The sequence below is a fragment of the Kutzneria chonburiensis genome (genome assembly GCF_028622115.1).
Lineage (GTDB): Bacteria > Actinomycetota > Actinomycetes > Mycobacteriales > Pseudonocardiaceae > Kutzneria > Kutzneria chonburiensis.
The window spans coordinates 8,941,440-8,964,748 of record NZ_CP097263.1 but is presented as its reverse complement, the minus strand read 5'-3'; the positions used below and the strand labels follow the sequence as shown (position 1 = coordinate 8,964,748).

Below are 23,309 nucleotides of genomic sequence, written 5' to 3'. Positions count from 1 at the left end.
CTTGTGAGGAGGGGACCTGATGTCCGTGCTCGCCCTGACCGGACGGCGTGCCGTGCTGGCCGACGTCATTCCCGGCGCGCTGGCCAAGAACGTCGCGCTGGTGGTGTCCGGCGCCGTGCTGACCGGGTTGGCCGCGCAGATCGCCGTGCCCATCCCGGGCAGCCCGGTACCGGTCACCGGCCAGACCTTCGCCGCCCTGCTCGTCGGGGCAGCCCTCGGCTGGCAGCGCGGCGCCCTGTCGCTGGCCCTGTACTTCGTCGCCGGTCTCGCCGGCGTGCCGTGGTTCACCGGCGGGGCGTCCGGCTGGGCCGCCGTCACCGGCGGTTACCTCGTCGGCTTCATCGCCGCCAGCGCCCTCGTCGGCGCGCTGGCCCGCGTCGGCGGCGACCGCACCCCGTTGCGCACCGCCGGCACCATGGCGCTCGGCAACCTCGTCGTCTACGCCTTCGGCGTGCCGTGGCTCATGGTCGCCACCGGCATGGACCTCCGCGCCGCCCTCGTCGCCGGCGTCGTGCCGTTCCTGCTCGGCGACGCCCTCAAGATCGCCCTGGCCGCCGGCCTGCTCCCCGGCACCTGGGCCCTGGTCCGCCGCTTCCAGCAGCCCTGACCACACCCGTAGCAACAGTGCTACGCTTGTTTCATGGACGAGATCGCGCTGCGCGAACTGCGGAACCACACCAGTGAGGTGCTGCACCGCGTCGAGGCCGGCGAGGAGCTGACCGTCACCGTCAGCGGCCGCCCCGTGGCTCGGCTTGTCCCGTTACCGCGTCGGCGGCCGTATCTCACTCTTTCGGAGATCGTGGCGAACCGCGCCGACGCCGGACTGTATGACGAGTTGCGCGAGATGCTGCCGGAGACGACTGACGACCTCGACGATCCTTGGGAGAAGGCAGCTCGGCAGTGAGTCCCCGCACGGTCCTTGCGGACACCTCCTTCTTCATAGCCGTTGAAACGGGTCGGCCGCTGCGAGCCGACATTCCCCAGCGGTATCAGGTATCTACGATCACCATCGGCGAGCTCCGAGCCGGTGTGCTCACCGCCGGTGACGAGCGGAGTCGCGCCGCTCGGCTTCGCACGCTCACCAAGGCATTGGAGACCGAGCCGATCCCCGTCGACGATCAGGTGGCCGTCGCGTGGGCTGAGCTGAGAAGTGATTTGCGGGCTGCCGGGCGGCGAATGCCCGTGAACGACTCGTGGATCGCGGCCACCGCGATCGCCCATGGGCTGCCGGTGGTCACACAGGACGACGACTACGACGGCACGCCGGGTCTCGAAGTCATCAAGCTCTGAAGGCGGTGACCGTGCAGCGCGTCGATCTCGGGGTCGTCGACTACGAGCGGGCGGCCGCGGACATGCGCGGGTGGGTGGCCGAGCGGCAGGAAGGGCGGGCCGAGGACCGGCTCTTCCTGCTCAGCCACCCGCCCGTGGTGACGTACAGCCCGCGGACCGATCCGGCGGATCTGCCGACCGGGATGCAGCTGGTTGAGGTGGACCGTGGCGGGTACGCCACGTATCACGGGCCGGGGCAGCTGGTCGGGTATCTGGTGGTCGACGTGCGTCGGCGCGGGCCGGTGGACATCGTGCGGTGGGTGGAGAACGGGCTGATCGAGGCGCTGGCGGCGTTGGGGTTCGCGACCATCCGCCGGGACACGCCGGCCGGCGAGGGCAGCCTGGTCGGGGTGTGGACGCCGGACCACCGCAAGCTGGTGTCGATCGGCATGCGGATCCGGCGCGGGGTGACCAGCCACGGGTTCGCCGTCAACGTGGACCCGGACATGTCGGTGTACCGCGACTTCACGGCCTGCGCGCTGCCCGGCGTGACAATGTGCTCGCTGTCTGAATTGGCTGCGGAGCAGGGAGTTTCGACGCCGTCGGAGGCGGCGGTGCGGGATGCGGTGGCCGACGCGCTCGGCGCTGCATAAGCCTGTCGGGGGTTGCGGGTAACGTTCTGTCCGTGCCGGAACTGCCCTCAGTCGAAGACCTGCTCGCCGAAGCCGTGGAAGCCCTCGGCGGCAAGCAGCGGCCCGGGCAGGTGGAGATGGCGCTGGCCGTCGAGCGGGCGATCCGGACGGGCGAGCACCTGGCGGTGCAGGCGGGCACGGGCACCGGAAAGTCGTTGGGCTACCTCGTGCCGGCGGTGCGGCACGCGGTGGCGGAAGACGCGACGGTGGTGGTGTCGACGGCCACGATCGCGTTGCAACGGCAGCTGGTGGACCGCGACCTGCCGAGGCTGGCAGGGGCGCTGAAGAAGGCGCTGGGGCGGGAGCCCACGTTCGCGATCCTCAAGGGCCGCCGCAACTACCTGTGCATGCACCGGGTGCACTCGGGAGCGCCGGACGAACCGGAGGACGAAGGCCTGTTCGACCCGTTCGCGATCTCTCGGCTGGGCCGGGACGTGGCCCGGCTGCACGAGTGGTCGTCGGACACCGAGACGGGCGACCGCGATGAGCTGGTGCCGGGCGTGAGCGACCAGGCCTGGCGGCAGCTTTCGGTCAGTGCCAAGGAATGCCTCGGCGTGTCCAAGTGCCCGGTCGGCGTCGACTGCTTCGCCGAGCGGGCCAAGGCCGAGGCCGGCCGGGCCGATGTGGTGGTGACCAACCACGCGCTGCTGGCGATCGACGCGCTCGAGGGCTACAAGGTGTTGCCGGAGCACGATCTGGTGATCGTGGACGAGGCGCACGACCTGGTCGACCGGGTGACGTCGGTGGCCACGGCCGAGCTGTCCACGGCGGCGCTGGCCATCGCCGTGCGCCGCTGCGGGCGGCAGATCGAGGACGACGTCGCCGACCAGCTGTCCGAGGCCGGCGAGGGCCTGGAGATCGTGCTGTCGGAGATGCCGGTCGGCCGGCTCGACGCGATGCCGAAAGCGCTGGCCGGAGCCCTGGCCGCGGTACGGGACTCGTCGCATCGCTGCATCACCGCGCTCGGCCCGGAGCGCAAGGAGGATCCCGAGGGCGCGGTCGGCCGCAAGCTGGCCCTGGCCCTGCTCGACGAGATCCACGACACCGCGGTGCGGCTGCTGGAGGCGTTCGACGAGGACGAGGCCCACCGGCGGGACGTGGTGTGGCTGGCCGGCGATTTCCGTGACGACAGCAAGCCGCCGACCGTGAAGGTGGCGCCGCTGGGCGTCGGCGGCCTGCTCCGGGAGCGGCTGTTCGCGCCGCGGACCACGGTGCTCACCTCGGCCACGCTCACCCTCGGCGGCACCTTCGACGCGCTGGCCCGGCAGTGGGGATTGCCGGCCAGCAGCCAGGTTCCGGTGATCGACGCCACCGCGACCGAGAAGGAAGCGCCGTCCGACCTGGGCAGCCCGCGCTGGAGCGGCATGGACGTCGGCTCCCCGTTCGAGCACGGCCGCAGCGGAATCCTTTACCTGGCAAGGCATCTGCCCACGCCCGGACGGGACGGCCTGCCGCCGGCCTATGTGGACGAGCTCGTCGACCTGGTCAACGCGGCCGGCGGGCGGACGCTCGGCCTGTTCTCCTCGATGCGCGCGGCCAAGCAGGCCACCGAGGCCATCCGGTCCCGTATCGAGTATCCGGTGCTGTGCCAGGGCGAGGACTCGACCGCCCAGCTGGTCAAGAAGTTCGCCGAGGACGTGCGCTGCTGCCTGTTCGGCACGCTGTCCCTGTGGCAGGGCGTCGACGTGCCCGGCGACTCGCTGCAACTCGTTGTGGTGGACCGGATTCCGTTCCCCCGCCCGGACGACCCGCTCGCCTCGGCCCGGCAGCGGGCCGTGGAAGCCCGCGGCGGCAACGGTTTCCTCACCGTCGCCGCCACGCACGCCGCGCTGCTGCTGGCCCAGGGCGCCGGCCGGCTGCTGCGGTCGACCAACGACAAGGGCGTGGTGGCCATCCTCGATCCGAGGCTGGCCACCGCCCGTTACGGCGGTTTCCTGCGTGCTTCGCTGCCGCCGTTCTGGACCACGCACGACCCGGAGGTGGTGCGCGCCGCCCTCAAACGCCTGGACGCCGCGGCGAACTAGCCGAGATGCCGGGCCAGGAAACCGTCGTCGACCCCGTGCCAGCGGATGGTGCGATGGTCGCCCGGGTTGGCGTGCAACGTCTTCTCCTTGGACGCGAAGGCGTCGAACAACTCCAGGCCGTCCTGGCGGTCCACGTACTGGTCGTCCCAGGGCAGTAGGAACAGCACGGGGACCGTGATGTGCCGCGCCGCCGCGAGTTCCTCTTCGTACGCGAAGAAACCGCCGCCGAAGATGGCCGCTGAGATACGCGAATCCGCGGCCACCAACGGAATCCCGATCGCGGTGCCCAGCGAGATGCCGCCGCCGTAGCCGATCGGCGCCTCGGTGCCGATCTCCGGCAGTTCCTGGACCGCGTCCAGGGTCCGCTGCCACTCCGGCACCGCCCGCTCGGCCAGCGAGAGCGCGTAGCCCACGCTGACCTTGCGGAACCGCTCGATGTCGCCGGTCTTCATGGCCTGCTTGAACTCGTCGCGGACCTGCTCGTCCTCGGCCGACAGCGGGCGTTCGCCGTGCCCGGGCGCGTCGATGGCCACCACATGGAAACCCCACCTGGTCACCGTGTCGACGGCCCGGGCCCGCTGCGCCGGCGTCTTCTTGTGCAGGCCGCCGCCGTGCCCCATCAGCACCACCGGGGCGTGATCGGGGCCGGCCGCGGGCGACCAGAGCACACCGGGGACCTCGCCCACGGTGAAGTCGCGCTCGACGACGCCGTCCGACGTCGTACGGGAGGTGAAACGCAAGGAAGTCATGGTCGTGCCTTTCGGGAGTGCCTCTACGAGGGCGCTCCCGGCGAGACCACTAGGTCAAGCGCCCGACCGTGACGACGAGGGGAGCACCCACGTGCGAACGTTCATGGGTCTCACCTCCTCGACTGGTGCCGCGGTCCCGCGCAGGCTAACAGGCCGGAGATCATCCGGCCCACCGGTTTTCCGGGTTCAGCCCTTGAGCGCGACCAGCAGCACCAGCACCAGCGTGATCACGGCGAACAGGCCGTGGCCGAGCACGATCACCAGCGGGAAGCTGCGCTCGGCCGGGGCCTGGTCGGCCGCGCCGGTCGAGCCCGGGCCGCCGGTGGCCACCGCCGCGCGGGCGCGGTAGACCGGGATCCAGCGGAACAGCATCACGAAACCCAGCAGGGCCACCGGAAGCAGCAGCACGAACGAGACCCAGGCTAGCGACCGGGTGGCCAGCAGCAGGTACACGATCCACACCACCAGGCCGGCCGCGGCCAGCGCGAAGTGGCCGAAGATCACCGCGGGCGGGAAGTGGCTGGTGCGGGGCTGGCGCAGACCGCCCTTGGCGATCCACAGGCCCAGCATGACGAAGCCGCCGATGGCGGTGAGCAGCCAGGTGATCAGTGCGGTGATGGCCATGTCGGTACTCCTTGTTCCGTGGTGGGAAGGGAAAGTCAGCGGCGGAAGCCGTCGGCCTGGGTGGCTTCGTCGGCCACCCGGACGCCGTAGTGGTAGGCGAGCTTGCCGCCGAGGTAGCCGGCCGCGGCCAGTAGCAGCAGGCAGACCACCGACAGCAGCAGCGGGCCGAGGCCGACCGGGCCGTTCACGGTGTCCGCGGCCCGCCGCCACAGGAAGTTCGCCACGTAGCCGACGGTGACCGTCAGGTTCAGGCTCATGTGGGTCAGCCCGGTGCGGAAGGCCGGCGTGCCGGTGGGGATCGCGAACAGGTCCAGGAAGCCGACCATCGCCGCGGCCAGCGCGCCCAGCACGCCGATCCCGATCAGCCACAGCGATCCCGCGACGAGGAAGGCCGGCTCGGCCACGAAGCGAGACGCGATGTCGAACACCAGCGCCGCCACCCACGCCCCGATCGGCACCGTGACCAGCATCGGATGGAACGGGTGGCCGTACGGGCCGGCCAGGGCCGCGCTCACCGGCCGTTTCGCCTGCTGCACCTCGTTGGTCATCGTCGACCTCCACACGCCGAGTTTCGCCAGCGAATTTTGGTCTTATTACCTCCGACCGTCAAGCGGGGCCAGTCGATCGAGGTACACGCCTTCTTCGGAAAGAAACGTTGGCGTTATCCAGTCGCGGCCGGAGGCGCGCGAGGACACCGGGTCTACCTGCGGTTACTCAGTCCTGGAGGCGGACCGTGACCGGGGCGCCGTGCTCGACGGTGCGGCTGACCTTGCACTCGCGGGCCACGGCCCGGGGGATGACGGTGGCCAGCGGCTCGTCGGCCGGCAGGTCGAAGGCGAGGTCGACGCTGCGGAGCTCATGGGCGGCCTCGTCGCCCGTGGCGGTGACGGTGAAGTCGGCATGGGTGCGACGGACGATGAGCTGCTCGGCGGTCATGGCCGCACAGGCGGCGAGGGCGGCTTCGAGCAGCTGGACGGGTGAGAAGCCGTCGCCGCCGATCTCGACCGTGGCACCGCCGGGCGCGGTGGCGACGAAGCGACCGTCGCCGACCCGTCGGACGGAGACGGTCACGACGAGGCCCGCTGCGCGACGACGGTGACCGTGCCGGGAGCGACTTCAGTGAAGCCGGCGTCCCGGACGGCGACGACGCCGCGGGACTGCCAGGCGCCGGCGGGATCGTCGCCGGGGACCAGGAGCTTCCAGTCGGCGGGCTCGGGAGTCCTGACTGCACAAGGGAATCCGGCGGCTTGCCAGGCTTCCAGCTCGGCCGGTGGCAACAGGGCCGCGAGCAGCATGGTGGCGTGCCCGACCTGGGCGGCGGCCTTGCCGGCGGTCATCGGCACATCGGGATTGATCCACAGCACCGGAACGCCGTCCGCCGCCGGACCGGGCTCGTCGACGGGCAGCTCACTGCCGGTGATCTGGAGCCGCTTCACCTCGTACGGCGTCTCGGCCACCTTCCACGGCAGCAACGCCCGTGCCTCGGCGTCCCCGACCCGCACGGTCACACCGGGCAACGCCTGCACGGCCTCCCAGTGCGCCCCGCGGGCCCGCCGCGACACCTTCCGGATCCGGCCGTCGATCCACGCCGCCACGTCGGCGTGCCACTCCCCCTCGGGCTCCGTGGCCCGCGGATCGAGGCAGACGGCGATCGCCGCCGCCGCGGCCGCCTCCAGCAACGCCGTCCGCGCGGGCGGCGCGGCCTTCTCGATGCGCAGCACGATCGGCATGGCCCGTACCTCCGCCGGATCCTCGTCGGAGGTGTCCTGCGGGGCGGGCCGACGGAGCCACCAGGCGTAACGATCGGCAAGCGGTTGAAGCACGTTCACAGTCGCAATGGTTCCAGACCGTCGGCGGCGTCGGCCGCCTCGACCTCGGCGCGGGTGACGCCGAGCACGAAGAGCACGGCGTCGAGGAACGGGTGCGACAGGGCGGCGTCGGCGACCTCGCGCAGGGCGGGCTTGGCGTTGAAGGCGACGCCCATGCCGGCGGCTGACAGCATGTCGATGTCGTTGGCCCCGTCGCCGACTGCGACGCACTGGGCCAGCGGGATGTGGTACGCGTCGGCGAACTCCCGCAGGGCCTGGGCCTTGCCGGCGCGGTCGATGACCCGGCCGGTGGTGCGCCCGGTGAGCCGTCCGTCGGCCACCTCGAGCTGGTTGGCCATGCAGAAGTCGAGCCCGAGCTCGTCGGCCAGGCCCCGGATGACCCGGGTGAAGCCGCCGGAGACGACGCCGCAGCGGAAGCCGAGCCGCTTGAGCGTGCGGACGGTGGTGCGGGCGCCGGGGGTGAGCTCGAGCTGGGCGGCGACGTCGTCCAGCACCGTCTCGGGCAGCCCGGCCAGCAGCGCGACCCGCCGCTCCAACGACTGAGCGAAGTCCAGCTCGCCGCGCATGGCGGCCTCGGTGATCTCGCGGACCTTGTCCTCGCAGCCGGCCCGCGCGGCCAGCATCTCGATGACCTCGCCCTGCACGAGCGTGGAGTCGACGTCGAACACGACCAGGCGCTTGGCCCGCCGGGTCAGCCCGGCCCGCTCAACGGCCACGTCCAGGTTCACCCGCGCGGAGATCTCGGCGACGGCGTTGCGCAGCAGGGCGTCCTGCTCTGCGGTGTCGTCGGGCACGGAAACCCGCAGCTCAAGGCCGGTAACCGGGTAGTCGGCGACCCGGTGGATGGCGTCGATGTTCACGCCGAGCGCGGCCAGCTTGCGGGCGACCTCGGTGAAGGCCCGGGCAGTCACCGGGCGGCCCATCACGACCAGCACATGGCTGGAGCCCTGCTGGGACGAGCTGCGCGGATCGGCCCCGATCTCCACGTCCACGTTCATCGCGACGCTGGCCATGGCCTGCTCGACGGTCTCCTGGAGGCCCTCGGGGTCGCGGTCGGCGTTGACCAGCACACCCAGCACCAGCTTGCCCCGGATCACCACCTGCTCGACGTCGAGCACCTCGACGCCGTGCCGGGTGAGCACGGCGAACAGCACCGACGACACGCCGGGCTTGTCCGGTCCGGTGACGGTGATCAGGACCGTGGCTGCGTGGGAACTGGTCACCCGGACAGTTTGCCGGAAATACAACCGGGCCCCGGTGTGTCCGTGATCACCGGGGCCCGCTTGTTCACATGTTCAGCTGACGGTCACTTCTCCGTCGGGTCGTCGCTACCCGTGACGGCCGCGGTGAGCGCCTCGGACGGGGCCGGGATGTGGCCGTACTCGGCCTCCAGCCGCAGCCGCTCGACCATGTGCGGGTAGTGCAGCTCGAACGCCGGGCGCTCGGAGCGGATCCGGGGCAGCGAGGTGAAGTTGTGCCGCGGCGGCGGGCAGGAGGTCGCCCACTCCAGCGAGTTGCAGTAGCCCCACGGGTCGTCCACCTCGACGACCTCGCCGTACCGATAGCTGCGGAACACGTTCCACAGGAACGGCAGGGTGGAGGCGCCCAGGATGTACGCGCCGATGGTGGACACCGTGTTCAGCGTGGTGAAGCCGTCGCTGGACAGGTAGTCGGCGTACCGGCGGGGCATGCCCTCGGCACCCAGCCAGTGCTGGACCAGGAAGGTGGTGTGGAAGCCGATGAACGTGGTCCAGAAGTGCAGCTTGCCAAGGCCCTCGTCCAGCATCCGGCCGGTGATCTTCGGGAACCAGAAGTAGATGCCCGCGTAGGTGGCGAACACGATGGTGCCGAAGAGCACGTAGTGGAAGTGCGCCACCACGAAGTACGAGTCGGAGACGTGGAAGTCGATGGCCGGCGCGGCCAGCAGCACGCCGGTCAGGCCGCCGAAGAGGAAGGTGATCAGGAAGCCGACGCTGAACAGCATCGGCGTCTCGAAGGTCAGCTGCCCCTTCCACATGGTGCCGATCCAGTTGAAGAACTTCACACCGGTCGGGACCGCGATCAGGAAGGTCATGAAGGAGAAGAACGGCAGCAGCACCGCGCCGGTGGCGTACATGTGGTGGGCCCACACCGTGACCGAAAGGGCGGCGATGCCCAGCGTGGCGTAGATCAGGCCCTTGTAGCCGAACAGCGGCTTGCGGCTGAACACCGGGAAGATCTCGGACACGATGCCGAAGAACGGCAGCGCGACGATGTAGACCTCGGGATGGCCGAAGAACCAGAACAGGTGCTGCCAGAGGATCACGCCGCCGTTGGCCGGGTCGAACACGTGCGCGCCGAGGTGCCGGTCGGCCAGCAGGCCGAACAGGGCGGCGGTCAGGATCGGGAAGGCCAGCAGCACCAGGATCGAGGTGACCAGGATGTTCCAGGTGAAGATCGGCATCCGGAACATGGTCATGCCGGGGGCGCGCAGGCAGACCACCGTGGTGATCATGTTGACGCCGCCGAGGATGGTGCCGAGGCCGGACAGGATCAGACCGGTGATCCACATGTCGGCGCCGACGCCCGGCGAGTGGACCATGTCCGACAGCGGGGTGTAGGCGAACCAGCCGAAGTCGGCCGCGCCGCCCGGGGTCAGGAAGCCGGCCACCACGATGGTGCCGCCGAACAGGTAGGCCCAGTAGGCGAACGCGTTCAGCCGCGGGAAGGCCACGTCGGGCGAGCCGATCTGCAGCGGCAGCACGAAGTTGGCGAAGCCGAACACGATCGGCGTCGCGTACAGCAGCAGCATGATCGTGCCGTGCATGGTGAACAGCTGGTTGAACTGCTCCTGCGACAGGAACTGCAGCCCCGGCCGGGCCAGCTCGGTCCGCATCAGGAGGGCCATCGCGCCGCCCACCATGAAGAAGACGAACGAGGTGACCAGGTACATGATTCCGATCTGCTTGTGGTCCGTAGTACGGAACAACCGCAGCAGGAGGGAACCCTTCACCGTCGTGCGCGTCGGATAAGGACGCGTAGCGATCGGCTGCGGTGCTACGGCCGTCACGATGCCTCCAGCCAGTGTCATCTCGGGAAACCATCAGGATGGTAGACCGGCGAGATCAGGTCAGCTCGGCTGGGCCGGCACTGGGGAAATCGAGTGACCCCCGTCACGGCGCGTGACAGCATGTTCCGGCATGGAACAGGCGATTCGGGCGGCGGTCTCCTTCGCCGCGGCCCACGGCGTGCGGTCGGCCGAGCCCGCGGTGCTCAAGAACGGCAGCAACGTGCTGGTCCACCTGCGGCCGGCGCCGGTCGTGGCCCGCGTCGCCGGCACCACGGGGCTGGTTCGCCGGCCGGTCGCCGACTGGTTCGACCGCGAGATCGCCCTGGTGGATCACCTACTCGGACACGGCTTTCCGGTCGTCGCCCCCAGCTCTGACCTGCCGCGCGGTCCGGTCGAGCATGCCGGCCAGACGATGACGTTCTGGCGTTTCGTGCCGCATGACCCCGCTGCATCGATCAAGCCCGCCGAGTTCGCCGAGTCGTTGGCCGATCTTCACGGGGCGTTGGCCGACTACGCCGGCCCGCTGCCCGTGTCGGGTCCGCTGGACGACGTGCTGCTCGGGTTGCCGCTGCTCGGCGCGCATGCCGAAGCACTGCGGGCGGAGCATGCGCGGCTGTCGGCATTGCTGCCGGGCGGTGGGCAGGCGCTGCACGGCGACGCCCACCCGGGCAACGTGCTGGTGACGGCGGACGGCCTGGTCTGGAACGACTTCGAGGACACGTGGCGCGGGCCGCTGGAGTGGGACCTGGCCGTGATGGCCAGAACCTCGCTGCTGGACGGCGCGCAGGCGCTGGACGCCTACCCCGGCTCGTACGACGCCGAACTGGTGGCCGTCTGCCGCGAGATCCGGTGGCTCCAGGTGCAGATCTGGCGGCACGCCGCCGTACTGCGCGACCCGGCCCGCCAGGCCGAGGCCGAAGCCGACCTGTCCCGCTGGCTCGCCGCCCATTCGCCGGGGTATCGGTGAGGGAGCGCATGTGGTACGCCAGTTCAGGTGACCGACTTCGTGACGGTGATCGCGCTCGGTGGAACCATCGCCATGGCCCGGCCGGCCGACGGCAGCACGGGGGCCGTGCCGGCGCTCGACGTCGACGAGCTGCTGGCGTCCGTGCCCGGACTGGACAAGGTCGACATCAAACTCCGCACGATCGCGTTCCGCGCGCTGCCGGGGGCGTCGGTCGGCTTCGACGACCTGACAGCGCTGGCTGAGCTGATCACGGCCGAGATCGACGCCGGCGCCTGCGGCGTGGTGGTCACGCAGGGCACCGACACCATCGAGGAGACGGCGTTCTTCCTCGACACGAGCGTGCTGGACGGCGCGCCGGTGGTGGTCACGGGCGCGATGCGCAACCCGTCGCTGGCCGGCGCGGACGGCCCGGCCAACCTGCTGGCCGCGGTCCAGGTGGCGGCCAGTGAGCAGGCCGACGGACTGGGCTGCGTGGTGGTGTTCGCCGACGAGGTCCACGCCGCCAGATACGTGTCGAAGGCGCACAGCGCCAGCATCGGCGCTTTCGTGTCACCGAACACCGGGCCGATCGGCTACGTCGTCGAGGGCAAGTTCCGGCTGCTGAACCGGCCGGCCGACGTGCTCAAGGTGTACGTGCCGCAGGGCGCGCCGCAGCCGACGATCGGCCTGGTCACGGTGACTCTCGGCGACGACGGCTCCGTGCTCAAGGCCATCGGCGACGCCGTGGACGGCCTGGTCGTGGCGGCTTTCGGCGCCGGGCACGTGCCGCTGGCCCTGGTCGAGCCGCTGACCGCGCTGGCCCAGCGGATGCCGGTGATCCTGGCCTCGCGGACCGGCGCCGGTCCGGTGCTGGCCGAGACGTACGGATTCCCGGGCTCGGAGCAGGACCTGCTGCGCCGCGGCCTGATCGGGGCCGGCTTCCTCAGCCCGGTCAAGGCGCGCATCCTGCTGCGCCAGCTGCTGGCCGCCCGAGCCGGCATCGACGACATCCGGAAGGCCTTCCTCGGCGAGGAGTGAATGGCGATGGCTCGTCCGTCCATCAGTCCCGTGGCGTGGCAGTCGCCGGTCGCGCCCGAACGATCCCGGCGGTCGGACAGCTCGCCGCCCATGCCCGCGCCGCAGGTGCTGGCGGTCAACGGCACCGGGCCCGAGGACGTTCTCGTCGACGAGGAGGGCCGTCTGCTGACCGGCGTCGACGACGGCCGGATCCTGCGGCTGTCCGACGAGGGCCGTCGGATCGAGGTGGTCGCCGACACCGGCGGCCGGCCGCTGGGCCTGGAGTTGTTCGGCGACGGACGGCTGCTCGTGTGCGACGCCCGGGCCGGGCTACTGGTGGTGGATCCCGCCACTGGCTCGGTTGAGCCAAAAGTCACGGGGGGCTCGATCACGGCGTCGAGACCGCTCAACCTGTGCAACAACGCGGCCGTCGCCCGGGACGGCACGGTGTTCTTCACGGATTCGACCCAGCGGTTCGGCCTCGAGAACTTCATGGCTGACCTGCTGGAACACAGCGGCACCGGACGGCTGCTGCGTCGCGACGTCTCGGGCGAGGTCACCGAGCTGCTGGACGGACTACAGTTCGCCAACGGCGTCGCGCTGGCCGCCGACGAGTCGTACGTGGCGGTCGCGGAGACCGGGTCGTACCAGATCCGGCGGGTGTGGCTGGACTCCGGCCGCAGCGACGTGCTCGTGGACAACCTGCCGGGCATTCCCGACAACCTGAGCACCGGTCAGGACGGTTTGATCTGGGTCGCGCTCGTGTCGCCGCGCAATCCCGTGCTCGACCGGACCTCGCGGTATCCGGTGCTGCGCCGGGCGACGTGGGCGCTGCCGCCGGCCATGCTGGCCAAGCTCGAGGTGCGCACGACGTGGGTCGTCGCCGTCGACGACACCGGCCGGATCGTGCACGACCTCCAGACCTCGGCACCGGGCTATCACATGGTCACCGGCGTCCGACAGCACAACGGCAAGCTCTACCTCGGCAGCCTGCGGGAGCAGGGCATTGCCGTCATCGACCTGTGAGGCCCTCGACGAACGAGCGGAAGTCCGGGGCCAGGGCCAGTTCGCGGCCGCTCTCCAGCCACACCACCGTGGGCTCGCCTTGTCGGCGGTAGTCCAGCGCGACCCAGGTCGGTCCGTCGCCGGAGATCGGCACGACGCCGGTCGGCAGGCCCCATTCCTCGACCAGGTCCGGAACGTCGAGCAACGAGGTCACGCCCTTGGTGTGGCCGATGCCCATGAGATCGGGCAGCGGCACGTGGTCGTCGGCCCAGGAGGTTGGCGCGGTGGTCGGGTATCGACGCCGGCCGCACGCCACCATGCCGCCGTTCTGCACGCGGAGCAGGTCGAGCAGCGCCGCCGGCAGCGGGACACCGAGCACGGCCTCGGCCTCACGGACGACTGCGTCGGTCAGCAGCGGGTGCACGTCGTAGGTGCCGTCGCCCCAGAACGCGACCTTGATCTCGTCGAAGTCCGCCACCGGGGCAGCCTAGGCCCGGTGTACAGGTAGCTCCACTGCCGGCGCGCCGCCGCATCGGCGACACTCGGTGCATGGCACGGCTACGGGGGTTGGGGCTGGCCGCGCTGGCGGCGGTCGGTCCCGTGCTCGCGGCCATGGACCTGGTGGCGCTGGTGTTCGGCGTGACACCGGTCGTGCTGTGGATCCGGCGCTGGCCGGTGGTCGCGCGACGGCTGGCCGGCGAGTGGTGCGAGGTACCGATCGCCGACCCGTACGACCCGGTGCCGCCACCGCCGCGCGCTAGGCCCGACGGCATGTACGAGGTACGGAGGCGGCTGTATCGCCGGCCGCACGTACCCGCGTATCGGCAACGGGCCCACTGGGTGGCGTCGGACGGCGCGACCTGGCTCGACCTGTTGTGGTTGGTCGTGAACCCGATCGCCGGCACGGCACTGGGACTGGCCGGGGTGATCGTCGGGCAGCCGGCGCTGCGCTGGCACGGCCGCTGGACACGAGCGCTGCTCGGGGCGCGGCGACCGTGGCCGAACTGGGTCAAGGAACGCGTGGTGCTGCTCCTGGACGGCGCGCAGCTGTCGGCGCAGTCGCTGGCCGGGCTGCTGCTGGCGGTGTTGCAGCTGGTCTCGGCGGCGCTGGCGCTCGTCGGCGTGACGTGGCCGTTGATCGTGCTGATCGAGAACTCCCGCGGCTACACCAACTACTACCGGCGGCGGGTCGGCGTCGACGAGCCGTATCGACCGGCGCCGCCCGCGCCGAGGCCCGAACCCGATGGCCGGTACCGGGTCGGGCGACGGCTTTTCCGGTCGCCGACGATCCCGGTGCGACTGGCCCGGCTGTACTGGCTGACCGGGGACCCGGCCTCCGGCAGTGACTTCCTGTGGATGCTGGTCAACCCGTTGGTCGCGGTGACGCTGCTCGCGGTGCCGTGCGCCGGTCTCTTCTGGGGCTTCGCCCAGGTGACGACGTTGGTCAGCGCTCTGTGGGGGCACACCCAGCGGTGGCAGTACGTGCTGTCCGGTGTCGCGTTGGTCGCGTTCGCGCTGGTCATGGGCCCGACGCTGCGTCGTTGGCACGACCGCTGGACGTCCGTGCTGCTCGCGCCGACCAAGGCGGCGCGGCTGGCCCAACGGGTGCGGCGGCTGACCGAGACGCGGGCGGACGCCGTCGACACGCAGGCCGCCGAGCTGCGGCGGATCGAACGCGACCTGCATGACGGCGCCCAAGGTCGGCTGGTGGCGATGGGCATGGCGCTGCGGACCGTGGAACGGCTGCTGGACCGGGATCCGGAGACGGCCCGGCGGCTGATCGTCGAGGTCCGTGAGAACACCTCGGTCGCGCTGAACGAGATCCGTGAGCTGGTGCACGGCATCCATCCGCCGGTGCTGGCCGAACGCGGTCTGGCCGACGCGATCCGGGTGGTGGCGCTGGACTGCCCGCTGGACGTGGAGGTGGCCGCCGACCTGCCCGGACGGCTCGATCCGCCGGTCGAATCCGCCGCCTACTTCGCCGTACGCGAGCTACTCACCAATGCCGCCAAGCACTCCGGGGCTGCGCGGATCCGGATCGACGTGCACCACTTTGACGAGCTGCTGCGCATCACCGTGCACGACGACGGCCGCGGCGGCGCCGACCCGGCCTGCGGCACCGGGTTGATCGGCGTGCAGCGGCGACTCGGTACCTTCGACGGGGTCCTGGACGTGCGCAGTCCTCTCGGCGGACCCACGACACTGACGATGGAGATCCCGTGCGCGTTGTCATCGCGGAGGACGTCTACCTCCTCCGAGCCGGGCTGACCCGGCTGCTGGAGGCGTACGACTTCTCGGTGGTCGCGGCCGTGGAATCCGGGCCCGAGCTGCTGGCCGCGCTCATCGAACACCGGCCCGACGTGGCCGTTGTCGATGTGCGGCTGCCGCCCACTTTCACCGATGAGGGTCTTCGCGCCGCCATCGAGGCCCGGCGCATCCATCCCGGGCTGCCGGTTGTCGTGCTGTCGCAGCACGTGCAGCAGCTTTACGCCCGTGAGCTGCTGGCCGACGGCGGTGCCGGTGTCGGCTACCTGCTCAAAGACCGCGTGTTCAACGACGAGCAGTTCGTGGACGCCCTGCGGCGCGTCGCCGCCGGCGGCACCGCCATGGACCCCGACGTCGTGACCAAGCTGATCTCCGGGACGCCGCCGCTGGCCACGTTGAGCCCGCGGGAGCGTGAGGTGCTGGAACTGATGGCCGAGGGACGGTCCAATGCCGCCATCTCGCAGCGGCTGCACCTGTCCGACAGCGCCGTGAGCAAGCACATCGCCGCCATCTTCGGCAAGCTCGGGCTGGCCGCGTCCGACGACGACAACCGGCGGGTGCTGGCCGTGCTCGCACACATCACCGGCAATTCGTCACACAACCACCCCTGACCCCCTGGATTGCCTACGATCGAACGGTGAAGCTGCTCGCGGTCAGCGACCTGCACGTCGCGTACGAGGAGAACCGGACGATCACCGATGGGCTGCGCCCCGAGTCGGCCGACGACTGGCTCATCGTCGCCGGCGATGTCGGCGAGACGGCCTCGGACATCGAGTGGGCGCTCGGGCTGCTGCGGGAGCGTTTCGCCAAGGTCATCTGGGTGCCCGGCAACCATGAGCTGTGGACGCCCAAGGACGATCCGGTGCAGCTTCGTGGCGTCGAGCGCTACGAGTACCTGGTCGAGATGTGCCGTCGGCTCGACGTCGTCACGCCCGAGGACGACTATCCGATCTGGCCCGGCGAGGGCGGTCCGGCCGTCATCGCGCCGCTGTTCCTCCTGTACGACTACACCTTCCGTCCCGAGGGCACGTCGAACAAGGAAGAGGCGCTGGCCAAGGCCCATGCGGCCGGCGTCGTCTGCACCGACGAGTACTTCCTGCATCCCGACCCTTATCCCAGCCGTGAGGCGTGGTGCGAGGCTCGCGTCGAGCTCACCGAGAAGCGGCTTTCCGCGCTGCCGCCCGAGCTGCCGACCGTGTTGATCAACCATTGGCCCATGGTCCGTGAGCCCACGCGGGTCATGTACTACCCCGAGTTCGCCCAGTGGTGCGGCACCGTGCTCACCGCCGACTGGCACCTCCGCTTCCGCTCGGCGTGTTCGGTCTACGGGCACCTGCACATTCCGCGGACCACCCACTACGACGACGTGCGGTTCGAGGAGGTTTCCGTTGGCTATCCGCGGGAGTGGAAGAAGTGGGGGCGTACTGATGGTTGGCTGCGCCAGATCTTGCCGGTGAAGCCGTGATCGAGGAGCTGCTGCCGCCTGCGGTGGCGTACGCCGAGGCCTTCGACGACCACTCCGCCGTTGAGCTCCTTCCCGCTGAGGAAGCCGTCATCTCCCGGGCCGTCGACAAGCGCCGCCGGGAGTTCTCCACCGTCCGCTATTGCGCCCGTCAGGCCATGAAGTCCCTCGGTCTTCCTCCTTCGGCTGTGTTGCCCGGCGAGCGCGGCGCCCCCATCTGGCCTTCCGGCGTCGTCGGCTCCATGACCCATTGCCTCGGCTACCGCGCCGCCGCTTTGGCTTTCTCGCGGGACATCGTCACCGTAGGCATCGACGCCGAGCCCGACGAGCCCCTCCCCGATGGCGTCCTGGACGCCATCGCCCTGCCTTCGGAGCGTTCCGTACACGGCCGCCTTCTGTTCAGTGCCAAGGAGTCCGTCTACAAGGCGTGGTTCCCCTTGGCCCGAGTCTTCCTCGACTTCTCCGAGGCCGAGCTCAACTTCGACGACGGCACGTTCTCCGCCCGCATCCTCGTCCCCGGCCCCGTGTCGGGCTTCTCCGGCCGTTGGCTCATCCGCGACGGCTTCGTCATCACCTCGATCGTGGTGCCCGTTGCCTGATCTCGATCGCGTCCGGGTACGGCGGGTCGCCCTGGCGGACCGCGCAGAAGGTCACGTTGCCCGTGTACCGATCCGGGTCGAACAGGGTCGGCGACACGGACACGTAGGCCACGACCTCCACGTGCGGGAGGTCCTTCTCGGCCCGCTTCAACGCTGCTTCGGCAAAGGCCACGCCTCTCCCCGCAGCCGCTCCGCCCGAGCCTCGCCCTCTTCCGCCAGGTCCAGATCCGGGATGCCACGACCGTTCACCGCCAGCTCGTAACCCGTAGTGTCCGTGAACCTCGCCCGATCCCCGTGATAGCTGGCGTGCCAGCCCTTCAGCAGGACCGCCCCGTCCAGCTCGAACCAGCGGTCATCGAAGATCCACTGCTCCATGGCGTCCATCCGCGCCTCCCCTCGCTCCGGGCGGCACCTTATGCCTGACCTCGCTTGGCACCAAGCCGTTTCCGCCCTCGGCGGCACCCCCGTTCCGACCGACCTCGTCGCCCGCTACAGCGAGCCCCACCGCCGCTACCACAACCTCTCCCACGCCCGCTCCGTCGCCCGCGACGCCGTCACCTTGGTTCCCTTGTCCTCAACGGAAACGGCCGTCCTAACCCTCGCCGCCTGCGCCCACGACGTCGTCTACGACGCCATCCCCGGCACCGACGAGCAGCTCAGCGCCTCCTGGGCCCGCGACTGGCTTTCTCGCTCCGGCTTGGAGCCGTACGCCTCCCGCGTCGCGGACCTGATCCTCATGACCATCAAGCACTCTGCCGATCCCAGCGACCACGTCGCCTGCGCCTTGTTGGACGCCGACCTTGCCATCCTCGGCTCCTCCCCCGCCGACTACGACGCCTACGCGGCGGCGGTGCGCCAGGAGTACTCCGCCGTCCCGGACGAAGCGTGGCGCACAGGCCGTGCGCGAGTGCTGAACTCGTTGCTGGAGCGGGACAAGCTGTTCCTCACACCGGTTGGCCGAAACCGCTGGGAGGGGCGAGCCCGCCGCAACGTGGCCCGCGAACTAGGCGATCTCAGCCGCTGAGCTATACCCGCAGAAGAACACCGTAGCCGCAGATGTGATAGTCGAGCATCGCGAAGCCATAACCAAGACCGCGTCCGTGCTCGATTTCGCCACTTTCCGGAACTTTCGCGATACACAACGGAGCGCCCGGAGGAATCCGGCCAGTGCGAGGCGGTGAAGGTGCCGTCAGCCCGAAAGGTCACCTGCGTACCGTCCTCGGCCCGCCACGTGCCGACCAGATCGGCACTCGTGGCTGACACCTGCTGGACACTGTGGCTGCACCCCACGAGCGCCACGGCCAAGAAGGCGGCGATCACTGCTCCCCAGGCAACACTGAACATTGTCCCCACCCACTCGATGAACGCCGAGGCTCCGGTCAAACCATTCGGCAACACCGTTTCAGTCTGACAGGGAGTTGTGGACAAAGGGTGTGCGCCGGGTGGACGTTTCGACATGAGGACTAGTTGTCGGTCAAGGCGGTGATGGTGAGTTTGCCGGCGTCGGTGGCGGAGTTGTTGGCCTCGGTCTGCTGGTAGTCGCCGACCTGGAAGCGGACGTCCTTGCCCTGGAAGGACGGGTTGAGGGCGACGGTCTGCTTGCCGGTGCGGCCGGCGGAGGTGGCGGTGACGGTGAAGCCGGAAGGGGATTCGGTGATGGTGTAAGAGAAAGGGGCGTTCATGGGTACGGCGGTGAGGACGGTGGAGAGGTCACTGCCGGAGACGGTGGGGTTCTTGCGGATGGTGAGGGTGACGCGGCCGGAATCGGGGGCGTCGGCGGAGGTGTGGCGGTAGTGGAGCATGAGGAGGGGCACCGAGGAGATGGGGCCGCCGCCGTGGATCTGGCCGATGATGATGTCCTGCGCGCTGGGGAGCTGCTGCATGATCATGGTGGCGGACAGGGAATGGGTGCCGGATCCGGCGGCGAAGTCGTTGTCGCTGACCAACTCGGTGCGAGGGTGGGGCGAGTTGGGGGTATGGGCGCCCTTGGTGGGGGCGAAGAAGGCCAAGGCGCCGGAAGCGGTACGGGTGAGCCAAGGGGAAGTGACCTTGGCGGGACTGACGGTGGAGGAAGCGCCGCTTTGACGGCCGGCGGAGTCGACGGGGAGGGTGAGGCGCCAACCGGACAAGGACACGGCGGCGGCGGCGCTGGCGGGCCCCTGGGCGGAAGAGAAGCCGATGGCGCCGGCCCCGACGACGACAACGCCGGCAACGGCGGCGATCAAGGTGCGCCGCCGGCGGACCGGCATCGAGCGCAACAGGTGTCCAAGCATGTGAATCCGCCTTCCACTCCGGTGCTACGAGTGGTGCAGACGCGGGCCGACCGGAACCGGTTCACGCCCGGTCACGGACGTGAACCGGACCCGGATCAGTACAGGTTGGCGGCGTACGCCGCACCGTAGTAGTGCTCAAGATCGGAGATGGAGTCCTCGGGCCGTTCCAGGGCCTTGGCGATGGCGGGCCGGGAGTCGACGGCCCCGGGCTCCCACGTGTCGGGGTTCCACAACGCGGAGCGCAGGAAGGCCTTGGCGCAGTGGTGGAAGACCTCGTCGATCTCCACCAGCATGACGATCTTGGGACGGTGGTTCTTGACGATCATGTCGTCGAAGAACGGGGCGTCGGAGAGCAGCCGGGCACGGCCGTTGATACGCAGGGTGTCGCCGCGGCCGGGGATCAGGTAGAGCAGCCCGACCTGGGGATTGGACAGGATGTTGCGCCAACCGTCGACCCGGCGGTTGCCGGGCCGGTCGGGCACGGCGATGGTGCGCTCGTCGAGCACCACCGTGAACCCGGGCGGATCGCCCTTGGGCGACACGTCGCAGCTGCCGTCGGCGGCGGACGTGGCGACAAGGCAGAACGGCGAAGCGGCCAGCCACTGCCGGTCCAGCTCGTGCAGCGCGGGCCGCACCTTCTCGGCGACGCGTTTGACCGGTTCGCCCACCAGCTCGGTGAGCTCGTCAAGAGACGTGATCTCGCGCAAGGTCTCCCCCTCGTCAACGGACGGTCCGCCCCCGACCCTACGCGTTCGCCCGAAAACGAGCCCGCCGACAACCAGCAGGGCGGCGAGCAGCCCGATGGCGAACCACGGCGGGTCGTACACCTCGGAGCGGGGCCAGCCGATGTCGACGGCCATGAAAACGCCCCACCCGACGGCCACGGCGTTGACGAGAATTCCCCAGCGCCCCAAGGAGAAATGTGCGGAGGAAGGAAGCCGTCCCCGTAATCGGGCGACCAGCGTCGGCGTGGTCACGAGCAGATAAGCCAGATACACCAACACAACGGAGACACTGGTGACGGCGGTGAACAGCGTCGCCTGGCCGATGTTCAGCAGCAGCACCAGGATCGCGGCGGCGCCGACGACAACGGCCGGCACGATCGGCGTGCCGGTACGCGGCGACACCCGACCGAGAGACGCGCGCCACGGCAACATTGCGTCACGGCTCATGGAGAACATCATCCGCGTGGCGGCGGTCTGGATGGCCAGTGTGCAGACGATGATCGCGATCGCCACGTCGATCAGCAGCACGGTGCCGACGCCGCTGCCGAGCCGACTGGTCAGCACATAGGGCAGCCCGCCGGAGGCCAGGTTCCCGTCGGTCTGGCTCGGCGCGGCGACCAGGGCGCCGAGCAGCAACAACACGCCGCCGAGCCCGGCGGCGGACAGGGCCCGCAGAATGGCCCGCGGCGCGGTGCGGCGCGGGGACCGGGTCTCCTCGGCCAGCTCGCCGGCGCTGTCGAAGCCGATCAGCACGTACGCGGCCATCAGCGCGGAGATCAGGAACGGCTCGAGGCCGACGCTGCCCGAGAAGACGACCGACGGCCCGCGTTCGGCGTTCCCGAACAGCAACACGACCAGCACCGCCACGCCGACCAGCTCACACGTCACACCAATGGAGTTGATCATCGACATGACCCGGATGCCGAAGGCGTTGACCACGGTGGTCAGCACGATCAGCCCCGCGCCGAGCAGGATCGCGTTGCCGGGCCCGTCGATCAGCTGGAAACCCGGCCAGATCACCGGCAGCACCACCTGCAACGCGATCGCCGCGCCGGCCACGCAGACGATCTGGCCGAGCAGCATGAGCCAGCCGGCGAACCAGCCGATCACCGGCCCGGACACCCGCCGCGCCCACTGGTAGACGCAGCCGGCGATCGGGTAGCGCGCGGCCAGCTCGGCGAAGACCAGCGCCACCGCCAGCTGCCCCACGAAAACCATCGGCCAGGTCCAGAAGAACGCGGTGCCGCCGAAGGAGAATCCGAACGCGAACAGCTGGAAGACGGTGGTCAGGATGGACACGAAGGAGAAGCCGGCGGCAAAGGACGCGTAGCCGCCGAGCTTGCGGCGCAACTGTTGCGGATAACCGAAACGGGCAAGGTCCTGGGCATCAGTCGTGGTCACGAGCCCTCCCGACGCGGCAGGTGGCCGGCCCGCACCAGGCAGCCGAGGGTGTCGCAGATGACCCGGGTGGCGATCAGCGCGGTGATCTCGGCGTTGTCGTACGGCGGCGAGCACTCCACGACCTCGATGCCGGCCAGCGGCCGCTCGGCCACCAGCTGGATGAACTTGAGCACCTCGCGGGGCAGGAAACCGCCGGGCTCGGGCCAGCCGGTGCCGGGCACGAAGGCGGCGTCGAGGCAGTCGACGTCGAACGACAGCCACACCGCATCGGCCCCGTCCCAGGCCACGTCGAGGGCGCGGGCCGCGGCCTGCTCGATACCCATCTCCACGCAGTCGGTGACGGTCATGATCGTGGTGCCGCGCTCCCGCCCGATCCGCACGCCGGGCCGCGGCGCCTGCCAGCCGCCGATACCGATCTGCACCAGGTTCTTGGCCGGCACGTTGGGAATGTCGGTGGCGTGGAACCACGGCGTGGTGTGCATGCGTTCGTCGAGATCGGTTTCCTGGGTGTCCACGTGCCGGTCGAAGTGGATGATGCCGAGGTTGCCGCCGCCCAGGTGCGGGGCGACGCCGCGGGTGGTCGGATAGCCGATGGAGTGGTCGCCGCCGAGCACCACCGGGAACGCCCCGGACTCGTAGACGTGGGAAACGGCCTTGGTGATCTGGTCGAAGGTCTTCTCGATGTTGCCGGGAATGGTGAAGATGTCACCGAGATCGCCGATGGTGATGGACTCCCGCAGGTCCACGCCCAGTTCGAAGCTGTACGGCCCGTACAGCGCGGAGATCTTGCGAATGCCCTGCGGCCCGAACCGGGTGCCGGACCGGTAGGTGGTGCCGCCGTCGAACGGGGCGCCGAGCACGGCGACGTCGTACTCGCCGCAGCGCCGGACGTCCTCGACGTAAGGCGCCTTGAGAAAGGTGTTGATACCGGCGAAATGCGGCAGCTCGCCGCGGGAGAAGGTGGGAATCCGCCGGTCCACGATGGAATCGGCGCCGGGCAGCCCGAGCTCCAACCCCCGGGCCACCTCCTCGTCCCACCTCGTGGTGGGCAGCGCCGCCTCCGCCTCGACGGCGTAGCGAGCCTCCGGACCGTAGTTGTCGTGCAGGTGCCCCATGCGCGCCTCCGCGGTCGACGCCGGGCGCACGCCGCCACGCACAAGGCGTCCCCCCGGGCGCAAGTCCCGCCGTGGTGCGGTGCGGCCGGCACGCGGCTCGGCCGAGGATGGCGGGCGCCGGCATTGTGCCGGCCTGGCAACAGGATCGCACCGAACACTGAGACGGCACAATCGGTCACGCTGCGAGCACGTCGCCGAAAAGGGTGGGATTTGCGGGATTCGGCGTACCCGGTACGCGGAACTCGAACGCACGGCGCAGCCCGAC

At 70.1% G+C, this 23,309-nt stretch carries 26 protein-coding genes and 1 pseudogene; 13 read left to right on the top strand and 14 right to left on the bottom strand.

Annotation, left to right across the window (positions count from 1 at the left end; genetic code table 11):
- The first annotated feature begins 19 nt into the window (after positions 1–19).
- The 5 genes from M3Q35_RS41635 to M3Q35_RS41615 are packed head-to-tail and all read left to right on the top strand — an operon-like array spanning position 20 to position 3,985.
- Positions 20–607: a biotin transporter BioY gene (locus M3Q35_RS41635; protein WP_273938084.1), complete on the top strand. Its 588-nt coding sequence runs from the start codon at positions 20–22 to the stop codon at positions 605–607.
- 33 nt (positions 608–640) lie between these two features.
- Positions 641–904 (top strand): type II toxin-antitoxin system Phd/YefM family antitoxin, encoded by a 264-nt coding sequence (locus M3Q35_RS41630; RefSeq protein ID WP_273938083.1) that lies wholly within the window; start codon positions 641–643, stop codon positions 902–904.
- The gene (locus M3Q35_RS41625) at positions 901–1,290 is read left to right on the top strand and encodes a type II toxin-antitoxin system VapC family toxin (RefSeq protein ID WP_273938082.1); all 390 of its coding nucleotides are present in this window, start codon (positions 901–903) and stop codon (positions 1,288–1,290) included. Before M3Q35_RS41630 ends, M3Q35_RS41625 begins: the two co-directional genes overlap by 4 nt.
- Before the next feature lie 5 nt (positions 1,291–1,295).
- Entirely contained in the window at positions 1,296–1,922 is a 627-nt protein-coding gene (lipB, locus tag M3Q35_RS41620) for a lipoyl(octanoyl) transferase LipB (RefSeq protein WP_273938081.1), read from the top strand.
- A gap of 32 nt (positions 1,923–1,954) precedes the next feature.
- A complete protein-coding gene (locus M3Q35_RS41615) occupies positions 1,955–3,985 on the top strand; it encodes an ATP-dependent DNA helicase (RefSeq protein ID WP_273938080.1) in 2,031 nt (676 codons plus the stop codon).
- Here the strand turns inward: M3Q35_RS41615 and M3Q35_RS41610 are convergent.
- From M3Q35_RS41610 to ctaD, 7 genes are all read right to left on the bottom strand, one after another.
- On the bottom strand, positions 3,982–4,734 hold the full coding sequence (locus M3Q35_RS41610) for a dienelactone hydrolase family protein (RefSeq protein WP_273938079.1): 753 nt from the start codon (positions 4,732–4,734) through the stop codon (positions 3,982–3,984). The two genes, M3Q35_RS41615 and M3Q35_RS41610, sit on opposite strands and share 4 nt — an antisense overlap.
- A 186-nt stretch (positions 4,735–4,920) precedes the next feature.
- On the bottom strand, positions 4,921–5,358 hold the full coding sequence (locus tag M3Q35_RS41605) for a hypothetical protein (protein WP_273938078.1): 438 nt from the start codon (positions 5,356–5,358) through the stop codon (positions 4,921–4,923).
- Between the two features lie 35 nt (positions 5,359–5,393).
- Positions 5,394–5,906: a DUF2231 domain-containing protein gene (locus tag M3Q35_RS41600; RefSeq protein WP_273938076.1), complete on the bottom strand. Its 513-nt coding sequence runs from the start codon at positions 5,904–5,906 to the stop codon at positions 5,394–5,396.
- Between the two features lie 166 nt (positions 5,907–6,072).
- Positions 6,073–6,429, bottom strand: coding sequence for an OsmC family protein (locus M3Q35_RS41595; protein ID WP_273938075.1), 357 nt, complete (start codon positions 6,427–6,429; stop codon positions 6,073–6,075).
- Positions 6,426–7,187: an aminoacyl-tRNA hydrolase gene (locus M3Q35_RS41590; protein ID WP_273938074.1), complete on the bottom strand. Its 762-nt coding sequence runs from the start codon at positions 7,185–7,187 to the stop codon at positions 6,426–6,428. The genes M3Q35_RS41595 and M3Q35_RS41590 overlap by 4 nt, the downstream gene beginning before the upstream one ends.
- Complete coding sequence (gene serB, locus M3Q35_RS41585; RefSeq protein ID WP_273938073.1) at positions 7,184–8,410, bottom strand: phosphoserine phosphatase SerB; 1,227 nt, start codon at positions 8,408–8,410, stop codon at positions 7,184–7,186. The genes M3Q35_RS41590 and serB overlap by 4 nt, the downstream gene beginning before the upstream one ends.
- 83 nt (positions 8,411–8,493) lie before the next feature.
- Entirely contained in the window at positions 8,494–10,236 is a 1,743-nt protein-coding gene (ctaD, locus tag M3Q35_RS41580) for an aa3-type cytochrome oxidase subunit I (RefSeq protein WP_273944673.1), read from the bottom strand.
- Between the two features lie 130 nt (positions 10,237–10,366).
- Here ctaD and M3Q35_RS41575 point away from each other — a divergent pair, with 130 nt between their 5' ends.
- The 3 genes from M3Q35_RS41575 (at position 10,367) to M3Q35_RS41565 (ending at position 13,225) form a co-directional block, all read left to right on the top strand.
- A complete protein-coding gene (locus M3Q35_RS41575) occupies positions 10,367–11,203 on the top strand; it encodes a phosphotransferase enzyme family protein (RefSeq protein ID WP_273938072.1) in 837 nt (278 codons plus the stop codon).
- A gap of 27 nt (positions 11,204–11,230) precedes the next feature.
- Positions 11,231–12,220, top strand: coding sequence for an asparaginase (locus tag M3Q35_RS41570; protein WP_273938071.1), 990 nt, complete (start codon positions 11,231–11,233; stop codon positions 12,218–12,220).
- A gap of 90 nt (positions 12,221–12,310) precedes the next feature.
- Positions 12,311–13,225: an SMP-30/gluconolactonase/LRE family protein gene (locus tag M3Q35_RS41565; protein ID WP_273944672.1), complete on the top strand. Its 915-nt coding sequence runs from the start codon at positions 12,311–12,313 to the stop codon at positions 13,223–13,225.
- Here the strand turns inward: M3Q35_RS41565 and M3Q35_RS41560 are convergent.
- Positions 13,212–13,682 (bottom strand): SMI1/KNR4 family protein, encoded by a 471-nt coding sequence (locus M3Q35_RS41560; RefSeq protein WP_273938070.1) that lies wholly within the window; start codon positions 13,680–13,682, stop codon positions 13,212–13,214. The genes M3Q35_RS41565 and M3Q35_RS41560 overlap by 14 nt on opposite strands.
- A gap of 71 nt (positions 13,683–13,753) precedes the next feature.
- Between M3Q35_RS41560 and M3Q35_RS41555 the strand changes: the two genes are divergently transcribed.
- Genes M3Q35_RS41555 through M3Q35_RS41540 form a run of 4 tightly spaced genes read left to right on the top strand, consistent with a single transcriptional unit; the run spans position 13,754 to position 17,530 of the window.
- Positions 13,754–15,472, top strand: coding sequence for a sensor histidine kinase (locus tag M3Q35_RS41555; RefSeq protein WP_273938069.1), 1,719 nt, complete (start codon positions 13,754–13,756; stop codon positions 15,470–15,472).
- Positions 15,424–16,080, top strand: coding sequence for a response regulator transcription factor (locus M3Q35_RS41550; RefSeq protein WP_273938068.1), 657 nt, complete (start codon positions 15,424–15,426; stop codon positions 16,078–16,080). Before M3Q35_RS41555 ends, M3Q35_RS41550 begins: the two co-directional genes overlap by 49 nt.
- 26 nt (positions 16,081–16,106) lie before the next feature.
- Positions 16,107–16,934, top strand: coding sequence for a metallophosphoesterase family protein (locus M3Q35_RS41545; RefSeq protein ID WP_273938067.1), 828 nt, complete (start codon positions 16,107–16,109; stop codon positions 16,932–16,934).
- Entirely contained in the window at positions 16,931–17,530 is a 600-nt protein-coding gene (locus M3Q35_RS41540) for a 4'-phosphopantetheinyl transferase family protein (RefSeq protein ID WP_273938066.1), read from the top strand. Before M3Q35_RS41545 ends, M3Q35_RS41540 begins: the two co-directional genes overlap by 4 nt.
- Here the strand turns inward: M3Q35_RS41540 and M3Q35_RS41535 are convergent.
- Positions 17,502–17,702, bottom strand: a complete 201-nt coding sequence (locus M3Q35_RS41535; RefSeq protein ID WP_273938065.1) for a hypothetical protein — start codon at positions 17,700–17,702, stop codon at positions 17,502–17,504. The two genes, M3Q35_RS41540 and M3Q35_RS41535, sit on opposite strands and share 29 nt — an antisense overlap.
- A complete protein-coding gene (locus M3Q35_RS41530; RefSeq protein WP_273938064.1) occupies positions 17,678–17,914 on the bottom strand; it encodes a hypothetical protein in 237 nt (78 codons plus the stop codon). The genes M3Q35_RS41535 and M3Q35_RS41530 overlap by 25 nt, the downstream gene beginning before the upstream one ends.
- A gap of 31 nt (positions 17,915–17,945) precedes the next feature.
- On the opposite strand from M3Q35_RS41530, the gene M3Q35_RS41525 reads away from it, so the two are divergent.
- A complete protein-coding gene (locus M3Q35_RS41525) occupies positions 17,946–18,554 on the top strand; it encodes an HD domain-containing protein (protein WP_273938063.1) in 609 nt (202 codons plus the stop codon).
- 439 nt (positions 18,555–18,993) lie between these two features.
- Here the strand turns inward: M3Q35_RS41525 and M3Q35_RS41520 are convergent, their stop codons facing one another.
- The 4 genes and pseudogenes from M3Q35_RS41520 to M3Q35_RS41505 all read right to left on the bottom strand — a co-directional run bounded on the left by M3Q35_RS41520 (position 18,994) and on the right by M3Q35_RS41505 (position 23,044).
- Positions 18,994–19,803 (bottom strand): polysaccharide lyase family 7 protein, encoded by an 810-nt coding sequence (locus M3Q35_RS41520; protein ID WP_273938062.1) that lies wholly within the window; start codon positions 19,801–19,803, stop codon positions 18,994–18,996.
- A gap of 95 nt (positions 19,804–19,898) precedes the next feature.
- The gene (locus M3Q35_RS41515; protein ID WP_273944671.1) at positions 19,899–20,510 is read right to left on the bottom strand and encodes a pyridoxamine 5'-phosphate oxidase family protein; all 612 of its coding nucleotides are present in this window, start codon (positions 20,508–20,510) and stop codon (positions 19,899–19,901) included.
- A 108-nt stretch (positions 20,511–20,618) separates the two neighbouring features.
- A pseudogene (locus tag M3Q35_RS41510) lies at positions 20,619–21,827 on the bottom strand (amino acid permease); the annotation flags it as partial.
- Between the two features lie 98 nt (positions 21,828–21,925).
- Entirely contained in the window at positions 21,926–23,044 is a 1,119-nt protein-coding gene (locus tag M3Q35_RS41505; RefSeq protein ID WP_273938061.1) for an agmatinase family protein, read from the bottom strand.
- Between the last annotated feature and the right edge of the window lie 265 nt (positions 23,045–23,309).